The organism is Phormidium yuhuli AB48 (assembly GCF_023983615.1).
GTDB lineage: Bacteria > Cyanobacteriota > Cyanobacteriia > Cyanobacteriales > Geitlerinemataceae > Sodalinema > Sodalinema yuhuli.
Window position 1 is genome coordinate 4,486,094 of the sequence record NZ_CP098611.1, and the last position, 19,312, is coordinate 4,505,405.

17 protein-coding genes are annotated in these 19,312 nt (G+C 49.5%); 2 read left to right on the forward strand and 15 right to left on the reverse strand.

What is annotated here, in order from left to right; all coding sequences use genetic code 11:
- Positions 1-73 precede the first annotated feature (73 nt).
- The 12 genes from NEA10_RS19340 to NEA10_RS19400 all read right to left on the reverse strand — a co-directional run bounded on the left by NEA10_RS19340 (position 74) and on the right by NEA10_RS19400 (position 13,253).
- Positions 74-2,959 (reverse strand): DUF1156 domain-containing protein, encoded by a 2,886-nt coding sequence (locus NEA10_RS19340; RefSeq protein ID WP_252662974.1) that lies wholly within the window; start codon positions 2,957-2,959, stop codon positions 74-76.
- A 35-nt stretch (positions 2,960-2,994) separates the two neighbouring features.
- Positions 2,995-3,597 carry a type II toxin-antitoxin system PemK/MazF family toxin gene (locus tag NEA10_RS19345; protein ID WP_252662975.1) on the reverse strand — a complete coding sequence of 201 codons (603 nt, stop codon included), beginning with the start codon at positions 3,595-3,597 and terminating at the stop codon, positions 2,995-2,997.
- A gap of 3 nt (positions 3,598-3,600) precedes the next feature.
- Positions 3,601-4,053: a type II toxin-antitoxin system antitoxin SocA domain-containing protein gene (locus NEA10_RS19350; RefSeq protein WP_252662976.1), complete on the reverse strand. Its 453-nt coding sequence runs from the start codon at positions 4,051-4,053 to the stop codon at positions 3,601-3,603.
- Positions 4,054-4,208: 155 nt separating this feature from the next.
- Entirely contained in the window at positions 4,209-4,637 is a 429-nt protein-coding gene (locus tag NEA10_RS19355) for a DUF7680 family protein (RefSeq protein ID WP_252662977.1), read from the reverse strand.
- Between the two features lie 96 nt (positions 4,638-4,733).
- Positions 4,734-7,973: an ATP-binding protein gene (locus tag NEA10_RS19360; protein WP_252662978.1), complete on the reverse strand. Its 3,240-nt coding sequence runs from the start codon at positions 7,971-7,973 to the stop codon at positions 4,734-4,736.
- A gap of 142 nt (positions 7,974-8,115) precedes the next feature.
- Entirely contained in the window at positions 8,116-8,292 is a 177-nt protein-coding gene (locus NEA10_RS19365; RefSeq protein WP_252662979.1) for a hypothetical protein, read from the reverse strand.
- Positions 8,293-8,913: 621 nt separating this feature from the next.
- Positions 8,914-9,246: a DUF5615 family PIN-like protein gene (locus NEA10_RS19375; protein WP_252662980.1), complete on the reverse strand. Its 333-nt coding sequence runs from the start codon at positions 9,244-9,246 to the stop codon at positions 8,914-8,916.
- A complete protein-coding gene (locus tag NEA10_RS19380; RefSeq protein WP_252662981.1) occupies positions 9,243-9,467 on the reverse strand; it encodes a DUF433 domain-containing protein in 225 nt (74 codons plus the stop codon). The genes NEA10_RS19375 and NEA10_RS19380 overlap by 4 nt, the downstream gene beginning before the upstream one ends.
- A 23-nt stretch (positions 9,468-9,490) precedes the next feature.
- Complete coding sequence (gene mazE / locus NEA10_RS19385; protein ID WP_252662982.1) at positions 9,491-9,748, reverse strand: type II toxin-antitoxin system MazE family antitoxin; 258 nt, start codon at positions 9,746-9,748, stop codon at positions 9,491-9,493.
- A 259-nt stretch (positions 9,749-10,007) separates the two neighbouring features.
- Positions 10,008-10,301: a hypothetical protein gene (locus NEA10_RS19390; protein WP_252662983.1), complete on the reverse strand. Its 294-nt coding sequence runs from the start codon at positions 10,299-10,301 to the stop codon at positions 10,008-10,010.
- Positions 10,302-10,499: 198 nt separating this feature from the next.
- Positions 10,500-11,774 carry a hypothetical protein gene (locus tag NEA10_RS19395; RefSeq protein ID WP_252662984.1) on the reverse strand — a complete coding sequence of 425 codons (1,275 nt, stop codon included), beginning with the start codon at positions 11,772-11,774 and terminating at the stop codon, positions 10,500-10,502.
- 273 nt (positions 11,775-12,047) lie between these two features.
- A complete protein-coding gene (locus NEA10_RS19400; RefSeq protein WP_252662985.1) occupies positions 12,048-13,253 on the reverse strand; it encodes a phosphoglycerate kinase in 1,206 nt (401 codons plus the stop codon).
- Positions 13,254-13,539: 286 nt separating this feature from the next.
- Here NEA10_RS19400 and NEA10_RS19405 point away from each other — a divergent pair, with 286 nt between their 5' ends.
- Both NEA10_RS19405 and ylqF read left to right on the forward strand, forming a co-directional pair.
- Positions 13,540-13,944, forward strand: coding sequence for a universal stress protein (locus NEA10_RS19405; protein WP_252662986.1), 405 nt, complete (start codon positions 13,540-13,542; stop codon positions 13,942-13,944).
- Positions 13,944-14,816 carry a ribosome biogenesis GTPase YlqF gene (gene ylqF / locus NEA10_RS19410; protein ID WP_252662987.1) on the forward strand — a complete coding sequence of 291 codons (873 nt, stop codon included), beginning with the start codon at positions 13,944-13,946 and terminating at the stop codon, positions 14,814-14,816. The genes NEA10_RS19405 and ylqF overlap by 1 nt, the downstream gene beginning before the upstream one ends.
- Positions 14,817-14,847: 31 nt before the next feature.
- Here the strand turns inward: ylqF and NEA10_RS19415 are convergent, their stop codons facing one another.
- The 3 genes from NEA10_RS19415 to NEA10_RS19425 form a co-directional block, all read right to left on the reverse strand.
- Entirely contained in the window at positions 14,848-16,869 is a 2,022-nt protein-coding gene (locus tag NEA10_RS19415; RefSeq protein ID WP_252662988.1) for an elongation factor G, read from the reverse strand.
- A 304-nt stretch (positions 16,870-17,173) separates the two neighbouring features.
- Entirely contained in the window at positions 17,174-17,413 is a 240-nt protein-coding gene (gene patX, locus NEA10_RS19420; protein WP_252662989.1) for a heterocyst-inhibiting protein PatX, read from the reverse strand.
- A gap of 57 nt (positions 17,414-17,470) precedes the next feature.
- Positions 17,471-19,219, reverse strand: a complete 1,749-nt coding sequence (locus NEA10_RS19425; RefSeq protein WP_252662990.1) for an FAD-dependent oxidoreductase — start codon at positions 19,217-19,219, stop codon at positions 17,471-17,473.
- Between the last annotated feature and the right edge of the window lie 93 nt (positions 19,220-19,312).

The window sequence follows — 19,312 nt, forward strand, 5'->3', positions numbered from 1 at the left end:
GAGGGGTAGGGGTGGGTTCCCCTACAATCTCCTATCCCATGCAACAAATTCCACCGCATATTCAGCCCACCCGTTACTCAGACAAATCTAACCTTAACTGTTGAGTTCCTGAACTCTCATCCGAGTTTGAGGTCTCAAGTTCCAATTGCTCATAAATCACCGTTTCCTTAATCTCCTCCATCGATAGCCAGAGAGTTTGTAGCGTTTGGAACTCAGGGGTTTTATCCGGAAGCACTTGCAGGGCAATCTCCCAAGTCTTGAGAAACTGAGGGTTCGTAATCAGATTCGTTTTTTGCAAGAAATTACGAACCGGCCCCAAACGATTCTCTTCATCATAAAGGGCGATCGCCCCATGAAGACCATCCACCATCTGACGTTTATTCAACTCCTCAGGATTAGGAGAAAACGCCCCCTTCTTCAGCCGTTGTCGCGGTTCCAAGAACTTACAACTGCCACTAGCACTATTGAGAAGCTTGTACTTCTTCGCCAAATCCGTCACATTAAAGCCACCAATCGCCAACGCCAACTGTCGCGCCTCATCAAACGGAAACTCCCGGGCCGCAAACGCATCCCAGGCCAGTAAATACCATTGCGTCAGCGCATCAATGCCGCTGGTATCCTTCCCATGCAGCAATTTCGCCAACCGGTAGTTGGCCACAGCCCGGCGGGCCTCCTCAAAGGCCAATTCCGGACGCACCTCATCCCCGGAACTATCTAAGATGGGATGGAAGCGGGAGAAGACATTAAGGGCCGGACCAAACGCACTCAGGTAGAGGTCAATCCCCGTAATCCCATATTCCTCCAACCACTCCAGCCGCGATAGTTGTTCCTCCGCCTCAGCCACCTGGTCCCCCCGGGCGGGAATCCCACTTTCGGGACTGTCTCCCTCTCCCCGTCGGAGAGTTTTCGCCGTCAGCGTCTGTTGAACCTCCAGCCGCAGGTCATCCCACCAGCCTTGAGAAGCGTTAGAATCTCGTTTACGACAGACGAGGAGAACCGTACTAGAGACGCTGTTTTTCTTAGCTTGGTGCAGGTTTTGCGGGTTCTCCGTACTGACGGCCCAGCTGGCGGTAATCTCGAAACCTGCATCAATCAGAGATTTGGTCAGCACATCCCAAGCCCCGGAGTCTTTATGGTTGAACTGCACGGTCATCACCCCGTCATCCCGCAAGACTCGGTAATGTTCGCTGAAGGCCATGGACATTTTGGCTTCGTAGTCTTGGGCGGCGAGGTCGTCGGGGCGACCTCCCATATTGCGGAAACGGGAGGGGTTGGCGACGGCTTCTCGGTCTTTGTCTGTTAGTTCAGATAGGTAAAGGTCGGGGAAAATGTCGCCGAGGATGCGTTTTTGCCAAACATAGAAGAAGTCGGAGAGTTCCGCATATTGGATGGTAGCGTAATAGGGGGGGTCGGTGACGATGGCATCGAGGGAGTTGTCGGGGAGATTAAAAAGGCTGTCGGCTGAAGCTGATGTGATTTCAGTTTTTCTGGTTTTTTGTCTGTCATCTTCCCATATTTTTGGAGTGACCGCGATTAAATTGTATAACCTTAAATAGTCTGAAGTAATTGCTCTAGCACAACCAAACCAAAGTTCGCCTGCACCACTGCTTTCTGGATAATTCCACATGAGGTTTAACGAATGTTGAGCAGAAGCGGCTTTAGAACTTGCCCTGGATGAATCCCAATGCGCCAAACGACAATTAGAATCAGCACATCTATCAAGCACCATTGCCAAGTAAGTTATTATCGCTTCAGCCTTCTCAAATCCATACTCCTCTTGAATCTTGAACTTCGCCTCGTTGATAATCTCCACATACGCAATTAAGGTTAAAAGCTGACGCGGATTAAATAAATCTGACCATACGTTAATTCCTTGAGGGAATAGCCGATGAGTTTCTTTGCCCATCGGAATAGACTCGATTGGCAAGATTCCCGGAACTTCTTCTAGCTCGGCTATTTTAGCTTTAGCAAAATCAAAAGATTGTATATCTAAATTATTGACGACTCTAAACTGTAAACTGCTCTCCCCTTCCTTATACGCAACGGCATATAATTGATGTCCTAATCCCTTGGATTGAGCTTGTGACTTAATGACTTCATCACCAATCACACTTCCACAATTTGGACATTTCCCAACCCCACGACTAATGGTTGAAAAATCATTCGGGTCAAAATCCCCCTCCGGAGTTTGAATCGTCGAACCTTTGCCCTTCTTGCCGCGCACCAACTCAAAATCCACCCGCTTCTCCTGGGGATTGGGAATCGGTTTCACCGCACACCACTTATGTAGATTCTGCTTTTCCGGGCGTTTATACAACCACCAATTCGGACTCAACGGAACCGTGGACCCACAAGACGGACAAACCACCGTATGGGCCCAGAGATAATTCTGCACCGTCTCCCCAGGAGGCGAGGGAAAAAACTCAGCCAAACGCCGTTGGGCCTCATCCCCCACCCATTGCACCCAAACATCAATCTCCTCCTGAAGTTCCGGGCCAAACTTCAGCGGAAACTCCATCGCCGCCTTCATCGTCACCACCGCCACCGGATTGAGGTCTGACGCAAACACCTCCAAACCATAGCGAACCCCCTCAAAGGGAATCGACCCCCCACCCGCAAACGCATCCATCAGCGAGGCTTGGCGATGTCCCCAAACTTGCTCACAATAATCATGAACCTTCTCAATCCGGTCAGCCGTCGGTGGTGTTTTATAGAGTCGCACCGCATCCCGTTCACCGCGAAACTTTCGCCAATCCAACCCCAGCAACCATTCAAACTCCTCCAAGCTCACCGACTCCGGCAACAGAGAGGCTAACACACTCGCTCGTGAAAACGACAGCGGCTTGCGAGAATACCAACGATGCAACCCCTTAAAGGGATTTCCCCCATGTTCATAGTTCACCTGCTGATTCAGCAACTTCACAGGGAAAATCTTTTCGATGAAGAGTTTAGGGCGCATGGACATTCAACAAAAACGGCGTAACCTCCCCCCTACTATATCTGATCGAGGAAATCATCCAACAACGCCTGCTGCTCAGACTCGGCCAAGTAACCGTAAATTTTTTTAACCAACTCTGGACTGGCATTCTGCTTAAACCAGTCATCGGTCGGGGCTTCCGGCAATTCTAAAGCGTAGCGTAAACGTTTCGCAATCTCAATTTTATCCTTTTTCGCCAGTTGTCCCATCCGTTCCATCCAGTCCCCTGATGGCGTTTTGAAGCAATTTCCATCGACGGTACAAATCTGATGAACCAACGCATAGGACTTATTTTCTAGACCATTTCGGCTCGTTTTGTTAATGGGATAGGTAGTAGGTAAACCGGCAAAGGTCGTTTGGGACGTTAACGGAATAGCGTTAAAGGTTTGAATATACTCCGATTCATCCTGAAATTCATCACTGGTCCAAACAATATGAGGATGAGTGCCCCGAAAAACTCGACTCGAATTGAGTGTTTCAGGACAAGAGGCGGTTTGACAATCCACCATCCCTGGAGCCTCCAACTCGTAGAGATGCGAGTGACCCTGACGGCATCTTAAATACAGTCGATGGGGATTAATCATGTAAACCCAACCTTGACGAGGACGTTGTCCAGCCAAACCCTAACCCCCAATTTCTGCCAACAATTTATCCCGCTCCAACTGAAGATTCAATGGAGCCTTATCTTGAGAACTAGACTGACGTTTCGCCTCCACCATTGGAGCGGTGGAATAGACATATTTTATCAACTCGTCAAACTTACCATTACCTGCTCCCGCCCATTCTTTTCTGATATTTTCTAACATCAGTTCTAAACCATCAGACAAGTGAATGTCTTTCACCGTAGAGCCATCTTCCCGTAATTTAACAAGGGTGGCATCTCCCTGGCATTCCAGAATAATTGACTCCATCAACCTCAAAGCTGCGTCAATCTCTTCATTCCAAGGACCATGCTTGTAATAACACCATTCTAAATCTGTCAACTGTTGTCCAGTCCACTTCACAGAATAGAGGTCAGCCAGGTACAGGAACTTAACCAATTGGGTTTTCGTGATATGCCCTTTGGTGCGTATCACAAAGTATAAAATCAGCTTTTCTAACATGATTCCTTTTCTCCCCTGTTAGAAAACAGACAGTCCTTAACAAGTTGTCCATTATCGTGTTCCCCTTCCAGTATACACCAAACTCTAGCAACAGATCCTCTCATGGAGCTTCCCCAGCCCATGAGATTTCACTCTCCCAGTAACACCCGCAAAGCTCGCAACGCCGAGGGATGCTGTCCTGACTCAATCTTGGCAAACCAATAATGAGCTTCCTCCTGAGTCATCGCCTCAACTCCCGCCGCAATATTGGCGATACGTTCAAGTTTCCGTAACCGTTGCAAGGCTCGAAACAACAGTCCCAAACATATCCCAGAGGATTCATCTAAAATATAGGGTTTCTTGCGCTTGCAAGAAAGCGTCTTCGGGTCATAATGATTCTGCTTGAGAGCCGTATAAATCGGCATCCGCGACAACACTAACGCCTGTCCCTTTAAGCGACCAATACGCCGCGCCGCCGGTCGGCGTTTCTCACCGGCTCGTTTATACGCACATTGATATAACTCAACAGCAAAATTATTGTGACCCGTAGGAACCACACGAAGCTGAAACTCTTGCATAGAAATCGGTCAATCCTCGGTCAACACAGGGACTAATACAGGGACTAATACAGGGACTGGCTATTTATGACCATGTTTTGTCCGAACCTGTCTCGTTTAATATCCCACCTGAACTCGTAAACTTAACCGCTCAACGGGATTACGGGTCAAATTTTGTTGAAGTTTGAGCAACGGGTTACTCCCCGGCTCAATAGCAGGGTCAAAGGACAGGTCAACGGACAACGACAATTCTACCTCAGTCTCTTTCTGATTCAAAAACGTATTTGCCGTTGAAAAACAGGCTTGAAAGCCTCGGATATCCCCTTCATATTCCAGCCTCAAAAACTGACCGGCTGCTCGGATTGACAAAGTTTGCTCAATGGTTATATTTTGACTCAAGCTGTTCAAGAGAGGAATCGTAGTTCCCAGTTTACGATAGTCCATGGCCGTAGCCACCGAAAGGGTCAGACGGCGAATGGTCTTAACCTGATTATCCTGGACAAAATCCCCGAAATTATTAAACACCCCATTCGGCGTTCCATCACTGGAAAACTCCGTCTGGCGAATCTGGACAGGAACACGATACCCCTCGGTTCCTGTTCCCACTCGCTCAACAGCCGACTTATCTTGTCCATAAGCATCTCCCGAAATCGAGACGAGAACCTCTTTTTCAGCCGTCTCGTCATTCTTATAAAAGGCTACCACTCGATAGCGACTCTCTTGGTTAATTGGTAAACGACAATTACTCCGCCAACTAAAGGTCTGTTCTAAGGCTTCCCCATTACAAAACAACTGGGTAGAAATTGCCTCAGGTGCTTGCCAAGATAGGTCAACCTGCTGTTCTGTATCCGAGGTTCCCAGAAGCTGATAACTCACATCAACTTGGCGAGGTTTGGGAAGTTGTAACACCCCTCGACGGTAGAGGGTTTGACGGTCGGAGAACTCGATTTTCGGCAATTGGAGGCGATTATCTGGAGTTTTCATGTAAATGCGATCGCCCACTTTTAAATCCCATTGACCCTCTAAAATTCCTCGTTCAATGGTCTTCTTAAGTTTAGTAGGTTCCGCCGAAATTGGTAAATTCAACGCCAAATTTTTAAAAAATTCATCCCGTAACGCCTGAGTACTCATGGCGTCTAAACCCGCCAGCCAAACCTTCTGCAACACATAAACCGGAGCAAACGGTTTCGCCAGGTCATCCTCCTCAGCTCGCACCTTATAACAATCACGCAACGCCTTGAGAATCACCTCTTGCTGATTCTTCTTAATTGTACTAGAATCCTGAGGAGGTAACGGATAGTGCATTAGGCCGCTTGGCGCTTTCACATCATCTTTCGCCGGGTAAAATAGATGACGATACGCATTCGATAAACTCAAGCGTAACATCAACTCACTTTGGCCCTCGCGCTCCTTCAGTTCCCGTTTTTGACTTCCTGACAAATCCTGCACTCGCCGAGGAGTTTTCAAAAGTCCCTGAATGGCTAAATACTCCTGACTGCGTTTAATCGCCGTCTGAATTTCTCCCTGATTAGCCAGCAAAAACAACAACCGATTGCGATAGGTGCGAAATTTCCCCGATTCTCCCGTCTGATTGAAAATTCGCTCCACCAAATCCGGCGGCGGTTCATCAGTACGTTGCAACGTCGCATCCTGAAAGTCAATCACACAGAGAACAATCGAATCTGGCTTATCATCCACATCTGCTGGGGAATCAGGAATCACCAACTCAAACAGACGAGAGGACAACATACTATCCCGCCGATTTCGCAACTCCTCCTTCGCCGCTGTCACCGAGACAACATTTATCTCTTCGGTGATGATTTTGTTAATCGATGGCTCTTCCTTAAATTGCGCTAAACGGCTCACTGGGTCATAATCTAAATACCAAGCCACAGCCAGCAATTTATCTAAGACATCATCCACTACGCCGATATCATATCCCGGCGTCAACAGAGATAAATACAACTCAGATTTACGAATCCCCGAAGAGAGTCCCTGAGTCAGAGAATGGAGAAATATGGTTCGCGCTACCCAAGTAGTCATCGGGGGTTTATCCGCCGCCAGCCAATCTTTATCCTGAACTTGGGCATAGGCTTCTCGACCGTTATCATTATAAATATCGGCTTCAATAGCGGGACGCATTAACTGTCGCTGAATTCGCGAGGTTAAGTCATTGGTGACCCGAGAATTAACCCCCAAGGGAAGATGATGAATATGAATCGCACTGGCGTGACGAGGACGGTTTTGCCAAATGTCTTGCACTACCCATCCTAACAGTCGCAACGCACCCCGAGTTCGCTGAAAATCAGGGATTGAAGCAATTTTTTTGGTGAGCAGTTGGAAGAGTTCAGGATGAAAGGGATAGCTTTTTTCAAAGGTATCTCGATAGCGGCTATCGAGACAGGCTTCAGGTAAATCCAGGCGGGATTGTCGGTAACGTTCTGTATAAGCAGCAGCCGCACTTTGAGCGGCATCTTCACTAACAGATTCAAACAGCCGTTGTTTGACAATACTATAAATTTCTACATCCGTCGATGGACTCAAAACTCGTTCTTGTCGTGCCGAGGCTTGGCGAAGTTCATTAAGTTCTTGGGTTTCTTCACTAAAGGTATCCGAGGCAGATGCCAAGGAATAGACCAAAACGACATGACGACTCGCAGCGGCAAAATCCATCAAAGAGAAGAAAAAAGCCACCACTTGTTCGGCAAGGTTACTATCAACAACTTTCTTGGCTTTAGCGACCCGTAAATGACGCGCAATTTCATCAATTACAATGACTGTCGGCGTATCCCCAATGAGTTGTTCTAAGACACTGGTTCCGGGACTGCGACCACTTTCATCAGACCCTTTGAGGAGTTCATAACCGCGAATGCTGCCAATCTGATAGGCGAGTTCTCCCCAGAGAGTATGGGTGGTGATTCCTGTGTCGGCGTAATAGTTGCCTTCACTAATATCGATATCGCGTCCATCAATGGCTGCCACATTGATGGCTCGATCCGGAATCAGGTTGATATCAGTAAAACGCTCAAGCCCGGCAATTTTTCGCCCCTGTTTACAAATATGCCAAAGTGCAATTTCATCATGGGTTTTACCGCCCCCAAAGCTCGTCTCCAAGCGAATCACCGGGGAACCCGAGTCATGACTTCCCAGGCGGCTGAAGACTTCCCGAATTAGGGTCGAAATCCCATCGGTGGGGAAGGTGTTGGCGAAAAAGCGATCGGCGTTTTGGTACACCTCGGGGGCCTTTCCCTGGACAACCGGGCGAATTTTGGCGGCGAAGAGGTCTTCGGCCAAGGTTCCCTGTAGGAGTTCCGGGCGGGGTTGACAGGTTTGGTAAACGGGGGCAAGTTGGGACATAAGAGGGCGATCCAGCTCTAGCAGCAGGGAACAGACGTTAAACGATGCAACCTTCGCGGGGTGAGCAACCTCTGAAGCTCTGTCCCCTCCTACAAATTCTACCGCGACTCACTCCCCGGCCCGGGCAAATGGAAGTCTTGGATTAGTTCGGCTCAATCCCCGTATCCCGTAGTTTGGCTTCGAGTTTAGCAATGCGATCGCGGGCCGGTCGTTCTCGCTCAACACTCTCCAAAAACTCGCGACCATCGGGATAAAATAGACGCAATCGCTCAGGATCGAATTGAAAGCGAATGCCTAAGTGGGGACTCAGCTCTATCAAGCGATTACTGGGGGACTGTTCTCTTCATCGTAGCGGACGGGGTAGGGTCGGGCATTCCACTGGGCTTCGTTGGGATGAAGGCTAGCGGGATGAATAGCCCACAAGGCTTGATCTGGCTCACCTCGGAATCTGGCCTGGTATCGGACTGTTGAGGTTCTGGCTCAAACTTGTGCTGAACGGATAGCGATAAAGACTGCTTCATTCCCCTGTTTGACGGCCTGATTTGCCGTCAGATGTGCCCAGCTAACAATCGATAGTGAACTCAGGATTCCCAAAATTACAATAACGAGTAGAACCTGAAGCAGGGTAAATCCCCCGCTGAAGCGACGCTAATATGGCTTCATGATGCATCCAACTGACGGTTCTGGGGCGACCTCTCGGACGGGCCTTTGGTAGTAAGGGTTGCAGGATTTCCCATTCAGCCTCGCTGAGGTCTGTAGAATAAGATAGAGTCATGGCTAGTGAGGGTCTGTTTTGGTTGATACTTGACAGGTTAAACCCTTGCTAGCTTTTCTGGTTTTCTATACCCCCACCCTTTTCAGATATCCTCTGAAGGGTTACGTCAATTGAGTCTAGTTTAGACGGTGGGGTTCAAGTCGTTTGCGAGAACGCGGTTTCGCGTTATGTCAACACCAAAATACTTTCTGATTCTCTATCTCCAAACTCGCTGATGATACCAAAATTGTCTCTCAATATCCGAACAATTTTGGAAGTTGGACTGTTCCCAACCCGAAGATAAATAAATTTGGGTGGATGACCATACAGTAAGCTGCGCTGATGAAAGTCAGAGTCTTTAGAAACAATCACGAAAGCATTCTGTTTGGCATATTCCCAAATAACGCCATCATCAGTATTCGTAAGCACTAAAGTCTTGACATGCTCCGAATTAGGATACAAGTCGATGATTTTAGAAATAATTCGGTCAGAAAGGTTCTCATCCAATAAGAGTTTCACAGCGTTACCACGAATAATTTTTTTTCACGGTCAGCTGCAAAACTAAGACAAGCTTTAATATCTTCTGAGGTGAGTTCTGAGAAATCTTCTAAAATTTCTGTTTCAGTCATTCCACCGGCTAGATATTCTAAAATATCATAGACTGTGATTCGCATTCCTCTAATGCATGGCTTGCCACTGCGTTTTCCAGGCTCAATTGTAATGATGCTTTGGTAGTCCATAATGTTGACGTCAATAAAAAACTTTAGTTTATAATATCGTTGATAACAGAGACATTAATGCATTTTAGACCATCGTCCACGGTAATGTCCCAGACGGAAACTTCTTCTTGGAACTCTGGATCATTCGCCTGATCTATATAAGCAGCTTCTAGCTCTTTCATGAAAATTCTTTCTTTTTCTTGCAAAAGAATATCATTGATAAAACGACTGCGATTTCTTGCGAGTCGATCCACAAAATCTAGAACTTCGTCGTCTAAGGTTATGCTGACTTTCTTACTCATTGCTGTAAGCTACCTGCGATAGTTTAGTAGTATTTTTATTCAAAACTAGCTAATCTTAGCCTATCTGTCAATGATGCCACCCTGAAACCCTTGAATGACTAAGTATGTATCAGAGGGCAACTGCCAGGTCTCAAAGCCGATTGAGGGACTTTTGGCGCTTCCAGGCACAATGTGGCTCTCAGCGCCCTCCCTTTGGAGTTCAGGCGGACTTTGCCCACCTGAATCTCCACCCAGCAGGATAAGACTCATAGATTCTGGGCTAAGTTACGTCTTGTCGCTGCTGTTGCAGGAAGGTAAGGAAATCCTCAATCGAGTCTTCTTCCGGCCAAAAGTCAGCAGCCAGATCCTTAAGATTATCAACAGTGCTTGGGGTTTGGGTAGTACGTAACTGCCCGAGGGAGATGCCTTGCCAAAACTGTACATTGAGGAGTTCCAGTTCGGTTCGGGAGTTTTCAGCGAAATCGTCTTGGATCAGGATTTGCAGTAGTTGCTGGCGCTCTGCGGATGAGAGTTCCCCGATGGCAGCGATCGCAGCTTCAAGTTTTGCAGTCATAGTTTAGCATTATGATAACTTGCTTCTAGGCTATCTCAATTTCAGGAAAATCGCTGACCGTTAAGCATTATTGCTTTCTTACCGTTTTGTCATATCTCCTTTGCCATTGCAAACAAAAGAAAATGAATCAGGCGTAACTTATCTTGATATGATAACGGTGAAATGACCTCGACTGCCAGAGGAAATATTTATGTCATATTATTCTATGATTTTTGAATTAGACAATATGGTTCTCTCCGCAGCAAATCGCAACAATGGTAGCTCCTTTGCCAAAACATGATCATCAACGAATGGAGTGTATTTTGCTTTGTCTCCATCCTTGCTGTGAACTAGTGCGTTTCTAGTTACGTAAATTCTTTTTGATAGCGATTTATAGATTCTGGTATTATCGCCACTCTTCAAATCAAGCTCAACAGCATTTGCAAAGCCGACTTTGTTATTTTCGTAGTAGTCAATAATAGAAGGATCATAGCTATTGAGGTCATCAACTAAATTAGAGATATCAACAAAGCGCATCAATGTCAATTTAAGCGCTTGTTCTTCAGAGAAAGTAATCCCATCATCTCGAAATTGGAGCGATTTACCTATGGTTTTGATAAGCCCCCTAATATCCTTTTTTCGACGATAAGAAAAAGCGGGATCAGTTATCTGATCCTGTATCAATAAAACTAGATTTTCTTGGAATATTTCTTCATAAAAATGTTCGAGAATGTGGTAATAAGACAGGTATTCAACGAAAGGATTTTCTGTTGAGAGAGCCATTAAATAATGATGAATCAGGTCTTTATTATATGTTCTGCGTGGTGGATCTATTTCCTCAGGGCGATTGCGTCGCATTTGCAATATGCGACTAGATCGAAAAATTGAATCAATTTCTTTCTGAGGAACAAAGATGATGTCTGTGTTAAATGCCATCTGAAAAAAAAAGGCATTCGCAAGAGATGACATACTCGAAGCCGATGTTTTGGAATCACATGTAATTCGGAGAGTTGTAATGCGAAAATAGGCCCTTCGCATTATTTCAAAAACGGTCGATGTTTTTTCAGGTAAAGGCGCTGCAGACCACGGTCTTATATTACGGCCGTGCAAGAAGACTCGAGCATTTGGATGCTCAGAAATCGCGTCGAGGAAGAAAAGAATATATTCATCACTTGCTGAAATAATTTCATATAATACTCCATTATCACGATCTCGAAGTTTTATTTTTTCGTGCCTACTAAATGTGCGCATAAATCTTGGGCTTTCCTCACGAGTAAGGATCTCCATAGTCGTGTCATCGTACAACCAAAGTGATTCAAGTCGTGATTTTTCGTTTAAAGCAGTGACAGTTGTAGCCAGGTCAGTCTTCCTGATGCTAACCGTAAGGTCATCACCACGAGATCTGGGAGTGAATTTGTATTCTTCTCTAGTCTCGACAGGTTCACAGCCAAATACTTGGCCTAGAAGTGCAACCGCCCTTGATTCGTTCATCATTTTATTATTTTAAGTCAAAACAACTATGTATTAACAAAAAGCTCGATATAACCCTTCTAAGCAAGTTTTTGTCGAGCGCTTTCGGTCTAGGTCAAGTATTGTGCGCTATGTTCTTAGGACATAGAGAGAACACCGGGTTTTCAGGATATCAGGTGGATTGAGTGTATTGAAAACCAAATGGCAGGGGCGACAAACTCGTCGCCCCTACAGCTAGGGTTTTAATTTGCCATCAATGTTACTGAGTACCTTGAAGCCTGAATCTCCAACATGATGTTAAGCGTCGTCGAGGGCAGCAATCCCCGGTAGAACCTTCCCTTCCAGGAGTTCCAAACTAGCACCGCCACCGGTAGAAATGTGGCTCATTTTCTCAGCCACACCCACTTTCTCAACGGCGGCCACCGAGTCACCACCGCCGATAATCGTGATGGTTCCTTTCTCCGTCAAACCCGCTAGAGTTTGCGCGATCGCCTCGGTCCCTTTCGCGAACTTATCAAACTCAAACACGCCCATCGGACCATTCCAAATCACTGATTTGCACTGTTCCAACGCCGCTTGGAAGGTTTTAATGGAATCAGGACCAATATCTAAGCCCATCCAACCATCAGGAATCGACTCAACGGCAACCGTTTGGTCATTGGCATCAGGGGCGAAGTTGTCCGCCAAAACCACATCGGTGGGTAGCAATAACTCAACCCCCCGTTCCTTGGCTTTGGCTTCGAGGGACTTCGCCAACTCCAGCTTGTCTTCTTCCACCAAAGATTTACCCACACCCAAGCCTCGGGCCTTATAGAAGGTGAAAATCATACCGCCGCCGATGAACAGCTTGTCCACCTTCTCCAACAGCGTATCAATCACACCAATCTTACTAGAGACCTTCGACCCCCCCACGATCGCCGCCAAAGGACGTTGGGGATTCTCAATGGCATTTTGCAGGAATTCCAGTTCCTTCTCAATCAGATAACCCGCCACGCAGGTATCCACATACTTCGTCACCCCTTCCGTAGAAGCGTGGGCCCGGTGGGCCGTCCCGAAGGCATCATTGACATAGACATCGGCTAACTCTCCCAGTTGCTTGGCAAACTCAGGATCGTTAGCTTCTTCTCCAGCATAGAAGCGGGCGTTCTCTAACAGCAAGACCTCCCCATCTGCGAGACTGTCCACAGCCGCTTTCACCCCATCACCGACACAGTCATCGCACTTGGTGACGTTCTTACCCAGTAATTCCGAGAGACGCACCCCAACCGGAGTCAGACGCATCGACTCGTTCACCTGGCCTTTGGGGCGGCCGAAGTGACTGATGAGGATGACTTTGGCACCTTTGCCCGTCAAGTCGAGAATTGTGGGGAGGGCAGCACGAATCCGGGTATCGTCGGTGATTTTACCCGTATCATCGAGGGGGACGTTAAAATCCGCGCGGACGAGGACACGCTTACCCGATAGCTCGGCAGCGGACAAATTTGCTACAGTTTTCTTAGACACGTATTATCTCCTAAATTCATAACGGCTAATTCTCGACGGCTAAGACCGACTAGACGCCCCGATTCCGTAGGGGGTCGAGGCAGACCTTGAGACTCTAAGCCGAGACAATTCTACCAAAGGGTTGTCCGTCTCAGGCAGCCATCGCCCCAGTGGGAACTTGCAAACTGTAAAGTCCAGAGGGCGATCGCCGGATAATCTGAGACAATTGGGCGTAGGGGTGGATCGACCCTAGCCCCCCATTCGGGGCATTCCCCCCGACCAATCGGGTTCACTAAAAGAGATGACCATGTTTAAGAGTGTATTATTCCCGGTCGATGGTAGCCGCGAATCCCGTGAGGCGGCCGTCGTTGTTGCCGATATCGTCAAAACCTATCAAGCCAAACTCACCATTCTCTCCGTGGTGGAACCCCCAGCAGAGGGAGAAGCCCCCAGCCCGCATAACTCCCCAGAGGCGATCGCCAATCTTCTCAAAAGCGCCCAGGAGGTGTTCGCCCAACAGGGGATGGAAGTCGCCACCATTGAACGACAGGGAAAACCCGCTTTCGTCATCTGCGATGTGGCGGATGAACAGGATATGGATTTGATTGTCATGGGGAGTCGTGGGACTGGGTTAACGGATGAAGGGGCCGCCGAAAGCGTCACCAATCTCACCATTAACCTCTCCCCCTGTCCCGTTTTGGTAGTTCCCTAATGGCAGCAATTCAATGGTATCCGGGCCATATCGCCCGGGCTGAACGACAACTTAAAGAACAACTCAACCGCGTCGATGTGGTGTTGGAGGTTCGCGATGCCCGTATCCCCCTAGCCACCCATCATCCTCAGTTAGAGGGCTGGTTAGGGGACAAGGCCCGCGTCTTGGTTCTCAATCGCATGGATATGATTTCTCCGGCGGTTCGGGAGGCCTGGGAGGCTTGGTTGCGCGATCGCGGTGAGGTTCCCTATTTCACTGATGCCCGCCAGGGAAAAGGAGTGTCTCAGGTGGCCCGGGCCGCAGAAACCGCCGGTTCGGGCGTCAACGAACGCCGCATCGCCCGGGGAATGCGCCCTCGCCCCATCCGGGCCGTGGTGATTGGCTTCCCCAATGTGGGCAAATCCGCCCTCATTAACCGCCTGTTGCGCCGTAAAGTGGTCGAAAGTGCCAGACGGGCTGGGGTGACTCGTCAGTTGCGCTGGGTGCGGTTGAGCGATCGCCCCGGTAAATCCGCCAACCTGGAAATTCTCGACGCGCCGGGGATTATTCCTTGGCGCTTGGATAATCAGGAGAATGCCGTCAAACTCGCCATTTGTGAGGATATCGGCGAAGCCTCCTATGATAATCAGCGAGTGGCGGCGATGATGGTGGATTTAATCACCCAGTTACCGGAGTTAGCCGGAGAAACCCCAGCCTATGAACGGCTGCGCGATCGCTATCATCTCAACCCCCGAGAGATGACGGGGGAGTCTTATCTCACTCAATTAGGGGGAGATCGCCATCAAGGAGATCTCGAACGGGCCGCCTGTGAACTCCTCAACGACTTCCGCAAGGGAACCCTCGGACAAATTCCCTTAGAATTGCCGGTTTGAGGGGTTTCAGACGGCGAGTGTCAAGATAGCCCTAGCCCTCCTGCTGACTGAGAATCCGTTTGGCCAACTTATCGGGGACCGGTTCGAGGCGATCGTATTGCCAACGATAGGTTCCCACGCCCATGGTGGCCGATCGCAACTCCACAATCAAATCCTGCATTTCCGCCTGAGGGAAATAGGCCGAGATTTTATCCCAACCGGGCCAGCCTTCATAGCCCTCATAGCCGAGAATCTGACCGCGATGGCCACTAATCACCTGTAACACCTTGGAGGTAGACTCACTGGGACTATAAATCTCCACCAACAAAATCGGTTCCAACAGCGTCGGTTGAGATTGAACCATCCCCGTTTGCATCGCCACCCGGGCCGCCTGCTTAAAGGCCTGTTCCGAACTATCGACACTATGATAAGACCCATTCGTTAGGGTCACCGCCACATCCACCACCGGGAAGCCTAAGGGGCCCTGGGCTAAATAATCACGAACCCCCGTTTCCACCCCCGGAATATATTGCTTGGGAACCGCCCCCCCAACAATGGTTTCACGAAACTGAAAGCCCTCACCGCGAGGAAGGGGGGCAATATCCAAATAGACATCGCCAAACTGGCCATGACCGCCACTTTGGTGTTTGTAGCGACCATGAACCGACTCAACCCGCTGACGTACCGTTTCTTTGTACTGAATCTTAGGCGGCCGTCCCGTCATGGGCAAGTTATACTTACGCCGCAGCCGATCCAAGGCCACTTGAAGATGAATCTCACCCTGGCCCCACAGCAAAATTTCATGGGTATCACGATTTTGGTCCCAGGTGAGGGCGGGATCTTCCTCAACGAGTTTCGTTAAGGCTGCACTGACTTTCACCTCATCCTTACGATTCTCCGGGGTAATGGCCAACCCATATACCGGCGGAAAGGCCTCCGCCCGAGGCAACTCCAGAGTGCCCTGAGAACTCAGAGTATCCCCCGTTTGCACCTGATCCAACCGTCCTAGGCCGACAATTTCACCAATCTCAGCCGTCTGCACACTTTTCTGTTCCGCCCCCATCAGCCGATACACACCCCCCACTCGGGTATCATTGAGAGTCATCCCTTCCGTGACGGTGCCATTCCAAACGCGAACCAGAGATTGTTTACCCCCCTGGGCGGTGTAATAGGTTTTGAGGACTTGGGCAATCACCTCATTTGAGGCCGCATTTACCCCCCGCCGCTTCGCCGTTTCCGCCGGTTCTGGGGTTTCCTTAGCCAACGCATCCAGCAGATGGCGAACCCCGTAATCTTCCGTGGCCACCCCCATAAACACCGGCACAATCAAATCCGCCGTCAGTTCCTGTTTCATATCCTTGATAATCTCCCCTTGGGAGGGGTCGATATCTTCGAGGAGTTCTTCAAGGAGGCGATCGTCAAAGTCCGCTAGGCCTTCCAACATTTCCTGTCGGGCCGCCTGTTCTTCAGCTTGCAACTCCTCCGGGAGAGGAATCGGATCGGAGGGGGCCCCAGAATGATATTGAAAGGCCTGTTCGCTGACGAGATCGATAAATCCGGTGACTTGATCTCCCTTGCGGATGGGATATTGATGGGGAATCAGGGGCCGGGAGGAGACAGATTTCAGGGCCTGCAAGACGTCCGTAAAACTGGATGTGGCCCGATCCACCTTGTTGATAAACAACAGATGGGGAATTTCCCAATCATCCAGGAGTTTGAAGAGGGGGGCCAAGGTCAAGACTCGGCTCACATCCGGCTCACAGACAATGACCGCCGAACCCACCCCAATTAAGGCATTGGCCGTTTCTTGGGCAAATTCAATGGAACCGGGACAGTCGAGGAAGGTAAACTGAACCTCCCGATGTTGGGTATAGGCCGCCGAGACTTCCACACTCATGCTGCGGTTCTGGGCCTCGGGACTGTTATCCCCGATGGTGGTTCCGTTTTCAACAGTTCCTTTACGGGAAATCGCTCCTGTTACCGAGAGGATACTCTCCAGGAGCGTGGTTTTCCCACTCAGGTAGGGACCGACAATTGCGATATTACGCCAGGGGGAGGATGGGGTAGGGGTCATAGGTCGTATCAATGAGGAGACCGTTTCATTTGATTATGGAATGGCTCTCCTCAACCTCCCCCGATTATTTAGAAAACTTTTAGAAACTCTGCCAATTGTTAAGTCGTTTGAACTGCCCCAACCCACCAGACCCCTGGGAATTGCGACGCTTTGGCGATGTTACCTGTCCTCCTGGGAGTTCTAATGTTGAATGACCTCTGAACAGACAAATACTTGAAATGGCTAAAACACGGTGACGTAATGAGTAGAATGCCCTGATATAATGCTGGAAAACAGTAGGCATTTTCCAGTCTTGAGACTGACCTTAAAAGTTCGTGACAGGGAGAAACGAGTCTCCGGGTTGATGTTGGTTTGTATCGGGTTGAAAACGGCGACGGCCGCTACCCCGATGGGGTTCAACTTCATCTTTTTGTTCAGTTTGTGCTGAGAGAAAGCCCCGAAAGGCAACCTGTTCAGCGTTAGGTTCCTCAGTGATTTGAGGAGCGGCGGTTAGGGAGGAGCCTAACCCTAAAAGTAGAGCAGACAGAAGCAATGAATGGCGCATAATCGGAAAAACTGTTTCAGGTTATCTAGTACCTGTTACAGATTTCCGAGTTTGTTATCAGGATGAAATTCCTTCAAGTCGCAACCACTGGCCCGAGGGATTAATATATCCCCAACCCGAAAGGAGTTTGCCCTGGGGGTAACTTTGTAGGTGGCGATCGACGGTGGGGTGGAGGGTGACTAGCGTCCAGGTGCGATCGCCCACCTGAAGTTGGTACTCCTGAGGCCCCACTAACTGAAAGTGTCCTGAAATCGGCTCAGCACTTAGGGGTTGTTGCATCACGGTGGTTCCGCCGGGATGGTAGCCGGTGACGGGATACTCTTCGGGATGGTTGAGATAATAGCGTTGCCAATGCTGCCAATCGGGGTCTTCGAGAAGGGCATTAAACAGGGGAATGACGGCGGCGGGGGCCTGTTTATCCCTCAGCAGGGCATCTTGCAAAACCCGCACTGGCAATTCTCGGGGTTGACAACCACGCTGTATGCAGAGGGCCGCCGCTAATCCAGCGGCTTGGCCCAAGTTCATCACCAGGGGCTGGAGACGGGTGCAGCCATTGGCAATATGGGAGACGGAGATATTTTTCTCACAGGCCAAAACCCCATCCATCTCTAGGGGAATTAGACAACCATAGGGAAGGGCAAAGGGGGTTCCGGTCCAGCGTCCTCCCCAACGTAGGGATTTTGGCTGCACGGGAAAGTCCCAGTTGGGGTAATGATGGTCGTTGGCGTAGTTGCCAATGGCGATCGCCTCAACTCCCTGTTCTCCTAGGGGTAAGGGGGCAACCTGTCCCCTGAGTTGGGGTAAAACGTCGGACTCACAAACGGTTTTGACCCCCAGCAGACGGCGACTTTCTCGGAAATAAGGATGTAAGGCTAATCCGGAGTTCTCTTGGGGGAAGAGTCCCTGGGCTAAGCCATAACGCCGGCCCAGTCGCCGTTGCAGGAAACGGGCAAAACTCTGGGTTCGCCATTGGGCTTCTTGTAAACAGTCGCGACGGGCCTGGGGAGATTCAATCAGCCGTTGTAGGTTGACGCCATAATCGTTGCCCTGCTGGGGCCAGTTCAACATAAAGCGATCGCCCGGAAGGCGACCATAATTGAGGAATTTCTCTACGCCGTAGTTTTCCCAGGCCCCCAGGAAGTCTGAGGGAACATCCATGGCCGGGGCCGGGATTTCTGGGGCGACGGCCCCCTGGCCATAGTCTTGTAAAACTCCCACCCAGGTCATGGCCTGGACGGGATACTGGGCAGTCTGGGAGTTGGGGGTTTCTGGGGCACTGGGTTCGTTGAACTGCGATCGCCATTCCCAGCCCCAGCGATGGGGAATATCCGCCAGGGCCAAGAGATCCCCTAATTCCGTCCCATCTAAAATCACCTCGGCGGTGACATCAAACTCCTGAAACTCCACCTCCCGCAGGCGATTATTCTCCACTCTCACCCCTTGCGGGGTTTGTCCCCAAATCCAATGCAGATTGGGTAAGGCCTCAAACCAATCCTGAAGAATCTGCGCCCCGACGGCGGGATTAAAGGTAAAGAAACTCACCCAACCCCAATCTAAGCCCCCCGGTTGACGCTGTTGTAAGTCCCGCAAAAACTGCCCCCACAGGCCCGTCTGTAGGGCCAGGAGTTCATTCCCATCTGGGGCACTCACTCCCCCAGCGGTAAGCATTCCCCCTAACCAGGGAAACTCACTAACTAATAGAGTATTCACCCCCTGTCGCGCCGCCTGAATGGCGGCCGCTGTTCCCCCGGTTCCCCCTCCAACTACCAAAACATCCACAGAATGGCGATCGCGTGTGATGGACATGGGATAGGGAATAGGGAATAGGGAACAGGGAACAGGGAACAGGGAATAGGCAAGCTAGCAATAGGCAATAGGCAGTAGGGGCCCTGGGTAAGG